An 11914-nucleotide genomic window follows, 5' to 3' on the forward strand; every position below is an offset into this window, starting at 1 on the left:
ACCCCTTAAGTAGTGGGATCAAAATCGACCCACTCCTCTTGCGCCTTGTTCCACAGCCAGGCCAGCGCCGGCGCCTTGCTGCCCTCGGGTCTGCGCTGTTTGGCCTTGGCCCAAACGCCATCTGGGCCTTCGGTCTCGACCCTTTGGTGATCATTGGCGGCCACATACAGGCCATGCCAGTCAAAGTCGCTGGATGGGCTGTAGCACAACCCGTTAAACCTGGAGGTGGTCCAGCCTCCGCCCGTACACTGCCCGTGAACAAACTCGGCCAGCGTCAGTCCCAGAACCGCCCCAGCGGCGCTGTCCACAGGGAAATGCACCCCGGCGACCGTGCGGTTGACGGCGATGCGTGAGGCCAGGCGCATCAGCATCTCGCCCCAATGTCCACCCGCTTCATACTGCGGCGTGCCGGAATGCAGCATCAGCTTCCAGATCAATCGGGCTGTAACGAAAGCCTCGGTCGCATGACCGCTTGGCAGCGATCCATGGGTCGGGGTCTGGATCATCGGCTGCACCTGGGGGGACAGTTCGATGGGGCGTTTCACGGCCAACGCATATTTCATCTGCTGTTCACAGTAGTTGGTGAACCGCAATGCCGTTGCCAACAGTTCCAGCGTGTAAGGCGTGCGCGCCGGGTCGATAAAGGAAATGGTTTGGTAGAACGGGATCGGGGCCGCGATTTGCGACAGGATTTCAGCCCCGCGATCCTGCCGAATATCGGCATAGCCCGTCAGAAAGCCCAACTGTTTTTCGAAAACGTCCTGACGCGGGGCCGTCATCTCGACCATCTCGCGGTATTTGAAGCTTGGGCGGGCGGCGTCTTGATCGCCACCAACACGACGCCACAGAGTTGCCGTTGCGGTCTCGTCCACCGTCACCGACATCTCGACCTTCGAATTGAGCTCAAATGCAAAGATCGCCGCCCGTACCTCGCGCGACAGGCGCTTGAGGTTTTGCACATCATTTGGAACGCCCGGACGCGCCGCAGGCAGGTGTTCCAGCGGGGCGCCAACGATGCCGTCGCGGGTTGTCACCAGTGCCTCGGCCGCGACCGGGCTTTCGGGCAATCCATACGCACCATAGGCGCCATACGCCCCATATGCACCGTAGGCCCCGCTGTATCCATAGGCCCCGTACGCACCATAGGCTCCATATGCCCCCTGAGGGGTTCCGAAAAATTCCGCGGTCATGTGAGACCTCCCTTATTGTCAATCGGGGACGCCGGCCTCTCGCAGGGCTTGCGCGAAAAGGCGTCCAGTTCTGAAATCAGCACTAGGTGATGATTTGAGCCACGAAGTGACCCGCAATCCGGGTTGCAGGCGCATGAGTTCTGCGGCCGTGTCGCGTGCGGCCTGATGTTTTCCTGACATTTGTTGCGCTGCGGCAAGCATGCGCAGCGTCGACAGATGGGTTCGGTTCAAGCGCAATGACGCCCGGGCATAGTGTTCGGCTTTCTCGAAATCTCCGGGCGTGAACCAGGCACCGGCGGCCATGGCGAGGTAAAAGAACCGGTGTGGGTCCAAAGGTGACAGGCGCAGCGCCAGTTCGGTATCGCGCACCCCCTCCTCGCCTCTGTCCTGAAACGCGAGCAGCATGCCCCGCAACGCCCGGGCATTGGGATCGCTCGGGTTGTTCTCCAGTGCTCGGTCGTACCGATCTTCGGCCTCATCGAACCTATGGGTCAAATTGGTCAACACATGCCCTTCGCAGGCCAACGCAAGCACGTTTTCGGGGTCCGCGTCCAAGGCGCGCCCTGTGCACCCCAAAGCCGCTTGCGCGTCTTTGGCGGGATCGTCCGACCACCCCTGAACGACACGTAATAGATGCCACCGCGCTGTCCACGCCAACGGGACGGGGTGGTTTGGGGCACGGTCTGCCAGGGTATCCAGCAACTTGCGGGCCTTGGTGAATTCATGCGGGGACAAGCGATGCATCAGCCCGACAGCTGCAAGCATCAAGGAATAGTTTTGCAAATCGCCAAGGGGTTTGATGCTCGCGCGCCGGATTTCATTGATCAGGATGGCGCGCCGGATCCTGGCCACAATCTCATGTGCTGGCTCAAATTCACCCAACAAGTCGGAAATCGACACTTCAAGTCGATAGGACCACAGCATTCGACGGCTTGAAACTTCGGCGAACTCCAGATTGAGTTGCATCTTGTCGTCACGACGAATGAAAAACCCCGACAACACGAACTCGGCCTTCAAGAAGCGCCCAACGTCGTCCATGTTCGGCTTCCCGCGAGAGAAGGCAGCAGTGGACAGCCGGGAAATCACGTTGATCTCCTCTGCGGCACTCAACGTGCCGGAAACCAGATCGGCAAAGACTGTCCCAAGGATGTCCGGTTCGCTTCCCTGGATGTTCTGAAGGGGCAGAACCGCAACGGCCGGAAGCAGGGCCTGCCCGCCAAGAGCCGGTTCAAATGCTTGATCCAAACCGTCCGGCGTCAGCCTAAAGGCACGATACGATGCATGCTCGTTGAAATGCCCCAAGTCTTCGAACGACAACGCCGGGTGTTGATGCGCAAGCTCACGAACTTCGACACTGGCCAGGACCTCTCCGGAACCGGCGGCGAACAATAGACTGTCAAAGGGTTCCCCTGGAACCGTCAACGCGATGATCGCACCATGTTGCCTGGCCCATTGGCTACAGGCTGCGGCTGCCCGAGCGATGTTCGCAAAGCGGATCTGTTTGACAGACATCCGATCGGTTCCAGAGGAAACAATCACGGCCTGGTTCCGAAGCTCTGGAGATTGGACCTTTTCCCAATTCTGAACGCTCGCGATCACCTCTTGTCCAAGGTGATCCCCAAACTCGTGCGCTTGCAGAACAGGCACGCTGGTTTCAATGCTGGCTTCCCCGACTGGGACGACCTCTCCATTCAAAACAAAGCCGCGTTTGGGCAGAGTTCTAAGAACCTTGCGTTCCTTGTCTTCCAATGCGCGCCTGAGATCCGAAATGCACTGGGTCAGACTGTCGTCTGTCACGGCCAGACCGCGCCAAACGTGGGTGATCAACTCGTCACGCGTCACCAAAAGCCCCAATCGCTGCGTCAGATGTTGTAGCACCTTGGAAGATTGAGCCCGCAAATAGACCGGTGTGCCATCTTGTTGGTACAGCTGATCATGCTCGGGAACGTAAATCATTTCCCCGAGTGAAATCCGCTCAACTCGTACATCGTCAGCACTCACACAGAGCATCCCCCTGGGATCGGCATCCCTTCCGTTATACCTAAGATTGAACAATGCATAACCATGATCAACATTAAAGTTAGTTTTACCAATTGGGCGATCGTTCAATTTGTGCGTTTGGTCCGCCATGTTTGCGCGGGCTTCGGCGCTTGCGGGGGGAACTCTAATTGTGTTCAGCGATGGCAGACGCAGATTTTCGGCGATCATGACGGGACTTCCTGAACAAAGATCGCCGGTGCCGAAGCGCGCAAGCAGGTCAAATGCTGCATCACCATGACCTGGCCGGTGCGTTCGGATTCTGCGGTAATGACAAGGTCACGCGCGCCGATCAGAAAATGAGGGGGCAGAAAAGGCGAATGCACTTGAACCCCCATAACGTTTGGGGCTCCGAAGGCGGATGAGATCAGCTCACCTTCATCACCGAGTCGAAATTCGGAAATGCTGTGGTTCGTGACTGGGGTCACGTTCAACCCGACGATGTTTCGCAGCGGCTCGAGATGGGCAAACAGCGAGGATTCGAGAAAGGGCGCAGGCCCCGTCACACCGGGAATGCGGTGGTTTCTGGCGATGCCAAAGGTGGGGAAAGGCGCAACTTGCGTGCAATACATCCAATGCATTTGGGTTTGCTCGTTTGCCTTGTTTTTCCCAACCCCGATGTATGTGGCCCCAACGCTCAGCTCGCCGGTCATGCGGACATCGTGAACTTCCAGCGCTTCATAGGCCATTGCCTGGAAGCCCCCGAAGGCATGCCTGCCCTCGGAAGCCTCCAAACAAGGAAACACCTCAAGCGACACCGAGTTGAAATATGGGAAGATCTGAATATCCGTCATTCTGACTATGCTCAGCTCCATACCGTTAAACACTTTGCTCGATATCGTGACACTCGTTAAGAAACAGTGCGATCGGCGGGCAACTCAGAGGGGCTTGCCGATCGCGGTTGCTGGGATGAATTGCCCATTCGATTGTGGCTCTGATCCAGTATGAAGTCCTGATTTCTTCCTGAAATCTTTCTGAAATTCCCAAGAAAACCCGCGCCGCTCGGCACCAGAAAATGATCGCCGGGATTTCGGGTGCCTTTCGGGACTCCTCTGTGGTCTTGGGCAACCCTTTAGGTGCAGCGAGACACTCCTGCCGCTTCAACCAAGCAGGCTCGCCGCCACCCAAAACCGATTTCTGACAAGGAGAAATATCATGGCCAACGAATTCCACAGCTTCGACGACAAAGCCATTCAATCCGCTTTGGACGCCGCCCGCGCACATTTTGACGGCGTCGTGGATGCAAGTGCAGTCAACCCCGCGGACGACGGCCATTTGGCAGTTGCGGGTGGCTGTATCTCGGTCACCGTGGAAGACGGCAAGGTTTGTCTGAACCTGCCCTTGGGCATCGGCAAATACTGTTTTCCGATCCCCAGCATCATTCCAAATGGCACCGCCGCCGAAGCCTGCCTGCATATCTGCACGACCTTCGGCATTCCCACAGGTGTCCGGGTGACGATTAGCGTCGCAGGCAAGGTCATCGTGACCAAAACCTTCGGTAAATGCTGACCTACAGGATTTCAAGCTGACCCGGAATGTGAGCAACCGGTCAGACGCATTTCCATAAAGTCAAATAACTGAACCGATCTACTCCGGCACTGGTGTCCCACCAGTGTCGGAGGAATTCAGGAGATTTCCCATGAACATGTACGCAGTGCCCGAAATTTCAGCAGGCCCGAACCAGCAATACTGGGACTTGGGGCTGAAGTGTTTCAACCAAGGCGACAACGCGCAAACCGCCCTAAAGACGGTTTGGCGCAGACTTCCACCACCTGGCGACCTAAACCTGCTCGCTGCCATCGTCGGCAATCTTTATGGCGACACCTTCTGGAGCGACCAAAAGCTGCAGATGGATGCGGATCTGTTGGCCCAATACATGAACGCAGCAACCGGCATCAACCCGCCCGACTGCCAAAGAGCCGCCAACAATGCCTATCGCCTTTGGTATGGCATGCTGGTGCGGTGCAACACGTCCAATGACGGGCTGATCCCGAAAACCGGTTCATTCACGGCCAGCCCGGATGTGCTGATAAATGGGCTTACCACCTTGGATCCCTATGACATGATCACCAAGTGGGATCAGACGACTTGGGGCCCCCAACCCGGCTTGAAAAACAACACCTATGGTCGGGGTCAGAACAAGAACCTTCAGGTGCCGATCAAACAGGGCAAGATCAAGATCTACTTCACCTCGAACGGGTTCAACCAGCCGCCTGCTTCGTGGACCCAACTGTTCACCTATGATGGCAGCAAGCAGACGGCGGACCTGGTGAACATCAACGATCAAAAGGCAATCCGCCCGGGCGAACGTTCCGCATGTGACACCTCGTTTGGTTTCGAGCCGCCGGGCGCCGGGCACTACTGTCTGATTGTCTGCGCTCAGACCGAGTATTTTTCGAATGATCCCGCATCCATCAGTGGGGCAAATTGGAACAACGGCAGTTCTGCTCATTGGATCACCTACAATGGCGCAGCCGGCTGGCATAATGTGAACGTCTCTCAGACCGGAAACGAGCCACTGGCCTTTTACAACAACGACGATGTTCCTGCGCAGTTCCGCTTTGTCGCCCGGTGCCGGAATGTACCCGAAGGGGCAGTTGTTGCGATGAAGATCGACGACCTGGGGCTCGAACATTCAGCCAAGGTGACGGGCGAGGATCAAGAGATCTTCGCGGACATCGAAGTCCCGGCAAACTATGACGGAACGCTGAACGTTGAATTCCCGGTTCTGCCTGCGCATGCGTCGATTTCATACTCTCTGATCTGGCGCGTCGCAGCAAACAGCGCGCCTGCCGAGAGCTTGTCGAAACTGGTGCGCGATGGGTATGCAGCAGAAGTCGCAGACGAAATCCTGGTCGTTCTTGGCGATACCCATTTCGTTGGTGAGCAAAGCTGACCCTGAATAGATCAGCTCTCACCCAACCAATCGAGTCACCGCCTGTATTCGGGCGGTGACTTACGTTTACGATCTTCTAAACGTGGCCCCGGTTTTCTACCCATCGTCACCAATTCGCAGTTACGATGCGCCCAAAGCCCTCGTTGATCCAATCACCCAAGTCTGCCTCATCGGCGATGTACCACTAGCGGCGCTCCTCGCACATGTCACTTTCAAGGCGCACTGGTTACCAGCCGATATTTTCGGAACAGCGCGCCATCGAATGTCTTCTCACCCTCAAACTCGGCGCCCATGCGCGTCAGAGCTCCCAAATTTGTGCGGCTGGGAGGAAGCAGAAACGTGACGGATGGGATACGCGCATCGCCGCGCGCGAACTCCAGCGCCTGTTGGGTAATCCTCGCTCCCAACCCAAAGGCCGAGGGTTTGAGGACAAGACCGAAGTCCCAGTCAGGCCCCTCGCGTTGAAAGCCGCCCCATCCCGCATAGACGCCATCCGCAAGGATGGCCCAGTGACCCAAGCCATCCTGCGCCCACCGGGCTTCTTTCATTGCCACGAAATCAGCCGCGCGTTGTGCATCCCAAGCGCCTTGAAGAAGCGGCATGTGATTGGCGAGTATCGGGTCGGACATATGCGCTGCAATGTCATCCACCGGGACCGTGGAAAGGTGCGAAAAGGTGATCTTGGTCATGTGTTCGTTTGTGCCACGCTGTATGCAGCGCCTATGGTCTGTGGATCATCAAGCGCGTCGATCAAGGAATGTGCAAGGGCCGACCTTGGTACCGCTGTTCCACCTTTCAGCAAAGCGTTTCTTTTGGCCCGATACTCTGAAACGGCGTCGTCGTTGAGGAACCCCACGCGAGCCGAAGTCCAGTCGAGGCCTGACAGTTTCAAGGTATCCTCCATACGTACCGCGCTGTGCACCACGTTCGGCACAACAACACGAAGGACTGTTCCAAGCAGCGCCTGGCCCGGGAACAACAAAGTTGTCGATGTCACCAAAACCCGCTTAAGGCCCGTCGCCGACGCTGCGTGAACCACGGCTTCAGCAGATCGGAAATACACCGAAGTGGCAGTTTTTGTTGGCCACCGACCTCCCAAGGTCGAAATCACGGCGTCCTGGCCGGAAAAGACCGACGCAAGGAACGCGGGATCGCAGGGATCACCAACCGCGAGCGTCAGCCGTGCATCTTGCAGGTCAGGCGCCCTGTCTTCAGAACGCACGACCGCTGTCACCGCCATGCCCCTGGCAAGCGCAGCTTGGAGCACCAGCCTACCCGTCCGGCCGTTCGCGCCCAAAACGACAAGTTTCAAATTCGTGTCCTTTCAATCGCGATACCCTTATCAGGGCTGCTCAGTCCTGGATTAGGCTGAGAGGCATATCTTGTTCTGATCCAGATCCCTGACATAGGCCGAGAAGCGTGGCCCGCGTTGCTTCGGTTCACCGTCGCTTGTTCCGCCAAGCTCAATCGCCAGAGCGTGAAGCCTTTCTACCTCTTCGTTTGATCCGACGCTAAATCCAACCATCGTTCCGTTCCCGTTCGTGGCAGGGTTTTCGTCGAACGGGACCGCAGCAGCGAAGGCAAAATCAGGCCCCAGCCAGTATGTCATTCTTTCTGTCGGCGTGACACGTTCCACGCCCGCTTGCCCAAAGATCTGGTCATAGAAGTGCGTCGCAGCGGCCATGTCATTGGTTCCGACGACAAAGTAGTTCATCTGCATGGGTGGTGTCCTTTGAAAGTGCATCGAGTACGGTGCATCACTGGCCGGTCAGCTTGAAAAATTCGATCAACTGGCCGTTGGGGTCGGTGATCTTGAGCAGATGGATACCCGGTTCCTCGATGATGTTCGGCGTGCTCACACCGGCCGAGGTGGCGCGAGCCTGCAGCGCTTCCAGATCACTGGATTGCAGGTAAGGGACCGCGCCCGAACCTGCCTTTGATCCCGGTGCATATTTCTCCCGCGACACGATTGCGAACCAGCCACCAGCGACTTCGAAGGCCACGAAATCCGGCAGACCTATTGCCGGGTCACTGCCGAACAGGGTCCGGTAGAAGGCTTTTGAGCCTTCCATATCATCGGTCGGGACATAGGCGCCCATGGCCATGATCGGCGCGACATCCACAGGTTTTGCGTCTTCGGCACCGAGTGCCGTCGGCAGAACTGCGGCAAATGTCAGGGCAATGAAACGTCTCATGGTTTGATCTCCTTTTTCGGTGTCTTTCGTGCTTCTACCGCGCCCATGCTGACAGCGTGTTGTCAGCATGGTGTCAGTATGATCTGCTCTATCGAAAGGAGGCCCCATGAGACGCGGCGACAGGCTATTTGAGATCATCGAGATTCTGAGACGTGCCAAAGGGCCGATCTCTGCCCAGTCCATTGGTGACGAGTTGGGCGTGACCAAGCGCACGGTTTACCGCGATATTGCTGCGCTGATCGGTCAGGGTGTGCCAATCAACGGCGAGGCTGGCGTCGGTTACGTGTTGGAGCCCGGCTTTCATATGCCGCCTTTGATGCTTACCCCGGACGAGATTGAGGCCGTGACGCTTGGCATGCTGTGGGTCCAAACCCGAGGCGAGCCCGAATTGGCGCTGGCCGCTGAGAAACTGATCACAAAGCTGGAAGCCGTCGCACCGGACAAATACCGCACGTCCTTTCTTCAGCCGACCGTCAGCGTCGCACCCGTTGACCAGCCGCAAGAAGTGCTTGGCTCGGCCGCCATTCGCTTGGCCATTCGGCGCCGCAAGAAGATAGCGCTGACCTATTGTGACAACTCGGGCCAAAGAACCCTGCGGGTGATCTGGCCCATTTTGCTGGGGTACCGGGACACCAGCCGCATCATCGCCGCCTGGTGCGAGATGCGTGAGGGGTTTCGATATTTCCGAACCGAAAGGATTATTGAGGCGGAAGTGCTTGATGACAGCATCCCGCAGCGCATGGATCTCCTGCGCGCCGAGTGGCGCCGCGAGACGGACGCGGAACGGAAGCGCTATGAAGACGGATTGTAAGACGGAACTTTGGAGAGTTGCGCGAGGACAGCTTTGGTATCGCGGTACGCGAGGAAATCATCGACCGTTTTGTGCTGTCCGAGGATCGCAATCAGTTCAGCCAAAAAATCCACAAACAGCCTGACCCTTGCCGTGTTTCGCAGATCACGATGGAGAAGAAGCCAGATGTTTCGGTAAGGTAGGGGTTTTTGAAATGGTGCCCGGATCAGGTTGGGGTGTCGATCCCCTAGGTTGCAAGCCAGTTAAACCCTGCCAAGATCGGAGGCCGCCAATGTGATCAATGGCACAAGTTCCGAAACACGGTGCTTTAGCTGGGCTTTCGGATAGTGGCTGTCTTTAGCCGATTTGGCCGTCGTCGCCTCTTCGGGTTCATGCCACCCGATCAGGTTCAACCCCTCGCGCAGCGGTCGCTGATCTCATTACGCCGATCGATGCCGTCATTTTGAACGCGGGCGGTACAGGTGGGCGCACCCCCAACAACCTGACCAGCGCGGGCGTCACCAACATCTTTGCCACAAACGTTCTGGGACATGTGGTTCTGGTGGACGCGCTGCTGGAGCGTCAACTGGTGGCATCCACAGTTCTTTATGCAGGATCAGAGGCCGCACGCGGCATTCCCAAAATGGGGATGCAGCGCCCGATCTGCCCGAAGCTATGGTGGAGGAATTCAGATCAATTGCCGATGGCAGCAAATTCAGCCCCGAGGGTGATCCGATGCAGACCTATGGCTATGCCAAGCTGGTGGCGACCCTGTGGATGGGCGCGATGGCGCGCCAGCACCCATACATCCGTTTGTCACCATAAGCCCGGTGGAACCGCCGAAACCGCGGGCATTGACCATCTGCCGCTGGTGAAACGTATCATCTTCAAACATGTGGGCGGTGTGCTGATGCCTCTGTTCGGCATGATGAACAGCGTCGAAGCCGGGGCAAAACGGTATCTGGACGGATTGCTCAACCCGGAATTCAAGACCGGCCATTTCTACGTCGGCAAAGCAGGATATCCCACCGGGCCCGTGGTGGATCAGGCCAGCATTGATGCAACGCTGTCGAACACCGCCGCCAAGGACAATGCAAACCAAGCGCTACGGCAGCTCGCCTGACCCAAAGGAGAAACGAAATGGAAACCACACTGACCGTCCTCGTCATCCTTGCAACGCTATTGCTGTCCGGGCTGGGCATCATGTCGATGTTCGCCACCCCCGGGCGCATGGTCGCCAATTTTGCCATTGAGCCTGTGGGCACTGCCGGGCTCAGCACGATCCGCTCGGTAATCAGTGGTCTGTTTTTGGCCTCGGTTGCTTTGCGGGTGATTGGCCTGACGACCGGGCAGACGCTGGGTTACGTGGCCGTGGCGATCCTGATGGGTATCGTGGCCCTTGGACGTATTGTCGGCTTGCTGGCCGATGGGATCGGCAAGGCCGTCTTGCAGCCGCTGGTCGGTGAACTTGTGATCATCGCAGTTTTGACCATAGCCTACGCCCAGCGGTCCCCATGATTGATGGATCGTCGTTTGGAACGCATTCAACTACGCGTGCCGGAGACCCATTTGCAATCTCTGAAAACCGATATCTCAAACCTTGGGCCGCCCTTTCTGGCGGCCCTCACCTGGCATTGATCCACCTGCCAGTTCCCGCGAATAGCGGCAATTGCGACTTAGCGCGCGCGTCACGTGATTGACCACTCAAGGAAACCTATTGGCTATTCACTCAGTTCATGGCCGAAACCTTGTGATGACGGCGGTTCCGGGGGACGTCGGTCCACTCATGGCGCGCAGTTCTCTGCTGGCCTCTTCCAAGCGAACCTCTCTGGCGACCATTGGCTGGATATCCAAGTCGCCACGTTCGATCATTCCTAGAAGACGGGGGTATTTCCAGGACGGCATCCCCCGCGTGCCAAAAAACGAGAGTTGTTTGGCATAGATTGCGCGCATGTTCACCTGCATCTGGCCGTCGCCCGATGGCATGCCAATCTGCACATGTCGTCCAAGGACGGCGAGACACTCCAAGGACGCATTTGTCGTTATTTCTATCCCCAGTGCTTCTATGGAAACCTGCGCGCCACCATCCGTTATGTCGCGGATCGCCTCTGCGGCGTCCTCTTTGCTGGCATTTACCGTGGCGTCCGCGCCGTGAAGCCTTGCATGCTCAAGTTTCTCATCAACGACGTCCACCACCACAACGCGGCACCCAAGCATTTTTGCCAATAGTAGAACGGACAAGCCGATCCCACCTGTTCCGTGGACAGCCACCCATTCGCCCGCTGCGACATCTGCGCGGTCCGTCAAGGCATGCCATGCAGTCGTCACACGACAGCCAAGACCGGCGGCCAAGGCAGGAGACAGCGTTTCTGGCAAGTGAACCAGATTGTGATCAAAGGGCACTGCAACATATTCTGCGTAGGCTCCAGGCGTTCCGAACCCTGGCACGATTTGTTCAGCGCAGGTGTTTGACACGCCTGTTTGACACGCGTTGCAGCTGCCACATCCCAAGATGAATGGCGCTATGAGGCGGTCGCCAATTTTGTGCCTTGCTTGCGGCCCGGCCTCTACCACGGTTCCACAGTATTCATGCCCCAAGATGGAGCCGTTCTGAACTTTGGGGTGCGCACCAGTCCAACCATGATAATCCGAACGGCAAACGCCGCAGGCGGCGACCTCCAGGATCACCCCATTGTCTGGGCAGGCTGGATCTGGAACCGTTTCAATCGAAAGGTCCTCACAAAACTCTCTTACGACTGCAGCTCGCACTTGGTGCTCCTGAAGATTTGGTTTCTTTGATCAATCC

13 protein-coding genes are annotated in these 11914 nt (G+C 57.4%); 5 read left to right on the top strand and 8 right to left on the bottom strand.

Going from position 1 to position 11914, the window contains the following annotated elements; translation table 11 throughout:
- Positions 1-5: 5 nt before the first annotated feature.
- The 3 genes from TRM7615_RS12335 to TRM7615_RS12350 form a co-directional block, all read right to left on the bottom strand.
- Positions 6-1190, bottom strand: a complete 1185-nt coding sequence (locus TRM7615_RS12335; protein ID WP_125133679.1) for a phosphatase PAP2 family protein — start codon at positions 1188-1190, stop codon at positions 6-8.
- A gap of 18 nt (positions 1191-1208) precedes the next feature.
- Complete coding sequence (locus TRM7615_RS12345) at positions 1209-3191, bottom strand: winged helix-turn-helix domain-containing tetratricopeptide repeat protein (protein WP_165821423.1); 1983 nt, start codon at positions 3189-3191, stop codon at positions 1209-1211.
- A 203-nt stretch (positions 3192-3394) separates the two neighbouring features.
- Positions 3395-4021 carry a hypothetical protein gene (locus tag TRM7615_RS12350; protein WP_108787887.1) on the bottom strand — a complete coding sequence of 209 codons (627 nt, stop codon included), beginning with the start codon at positions 4019-4021 and terminating at the stop codon, positions 3395-3397.
- A 361-nt stretch (positions 4022-4382) separates the two neighbouring features.
- On the opposite strand from TRM7615_RS12350, the gene TRM7615_RS12355 reads away from it, so the two are divergent.
- Positions 4383-4736 carry a hypothetical protein gene (locus tag TRM7615_RS12355; RefSeq protein ID WP_108787889.1) on the top strand — a complete coding sequence of 118 codons (354 nt, stop codon included), beginning with the start codon at positions 4383-4385 and terminating at the stop codon, positions 4734-4736.
- A gap of 130 nt (positions 4737-4866) precedes the next feature.
- Positions 4867-6123, top strand: coding sequence for a hypothetical protein (locus tag TRM7615_RS12360; RefSeq protein ID WP_108787890.1), 1257 nt, complete (start codon positions 4867-4869; stop codon positions 6121-6123).
- Positions 6124-6335: 212 nt separating this feature from the next.
- On the opposite strand, the gene TRM7615_RS12365 is transcribed toward TRM7615_RS12360, so the two are convergent.
- From TRM7615_RS12365 to TRM7615_RS12380, 4 genes are read right to left on the bottom strand one after another with little or no spacing between them, the layout of a single operon-like run.
- Positions 6336-6812, bottom strand: a complete 477-nt coding sequence (locus tag TRM7615_RS12365) for a GNAT family N-acetyltransferase (RefSeq protein ID WP_108787892.1) — start codon at positions 6810-6812, stop codon at positions 6336-6338.
- Positions 6809-7435, bottom strand: coding sequence for an NAD(P)-dependent oxidoreductase (locus tag TRM7615_RS12370; protein WP_108787894.1), 627 nt, complete (start codon positions 7433-7435; stop codon positions 6809-6811). The genes TRM7615_RS12365 and TRM7615_RS12370 overlap by 4 nt, the downstream gene beginning before the upstream one ends.
- 51 nt (positions 7436-7486) lie before the next feature.
- Positions 7487-7843 carry a VOC family protein gene (locus TRM7615_RS12375; RefSeq protein ID WP_108787896.1) on the bottom strand — a complete coding sequence of 119 codons (357 nt, stop codon included), beginning with the start codon at positions 7841-7843 and terminating at the stop codon, positions 7487-7489.
- A gap of 37 nt (positions 7844-7880) precedes the next feature.
- Positions 7881-8318: a VOC family protein gene (locus TRM7615_RS12380; RefSeq protein ID WP_125133680.1), complete on the bottom strand. Its 438-nt coding sequence runs from the start codon at positions 8316-8318 to the stop codon at positions 7881-7883.
- A gap of 106 nt (positions 8319-8424) precedes the next feature.
- Between TRM7615_RS12380 and TRM7615_RS12385 the strand changes: the two genes are divergently transcribed.
- From TRM7615_RS12385 to TRM7615_RS12400, 3 genes are all read left to right on the top strand, one after another.
- Positions 8425-9129: a helix-turn-helix transcriptional regulator gene (locus tag TRM7615_RS12385; RefSeq protein ID WP_108787900.1), complete on the top strand. Its 705-nt coding sequence runs from the start codon at positions 8425-8427 to the stop codon at positions 9127-9129.
- 442 nt (positions 9130-9571) lie between these two features.
- Positions 9572-10231 carry a short-chain dehydrogenase gene (locus tag TRM7615_RS25565; protein WP_165821424.1) on the top strand — a complete coding sequence of 220 codons (660 nt, stop codon included), beginning with the start codon at positions 9572-9574 and terminating at the stop codon, positions 10229-10231.
- Positions 10232-10248: 17 nt separating this feature from the next.
- Positions 10249-10626, top strand: a complete 378-nt coding sequence (locus tag TRM7615_RS12400; RefSeq protein WP_108787904.1) for a hypothetical protein — start codon at positions 10249-10251, stop codon at positions 10624-10626.
- 216 nt (positions 10627-10842) lie between these two features.
- Here the strand turns inward: TRM7615_RS12400 and TRM7615_RS12405 are convergent, their stop codons facing one another.
- Entirely contained in the window at positions 10843-11877 is a 1035-nt protein-coding gene (locus tag TRM7615_RS12405; RefSeq protein WP_108787906.1) for a zinc-binding dehydrogenase, read from the bottom strand.
- Between the last annotated feature and the right edge of the window lie 37 nt (positions 11878-11914).

The organism is Falsiruegeria mediterranea M17, assembly GCF_900302455.1.
Taxonomy (GTDB): Bacteria; Pseudomonadota; Alphaproteobacteria; order Rhodobacterales; family Rhodobacteraceae; genus Falsiruegeria; species Falsiruegeria mediterranea.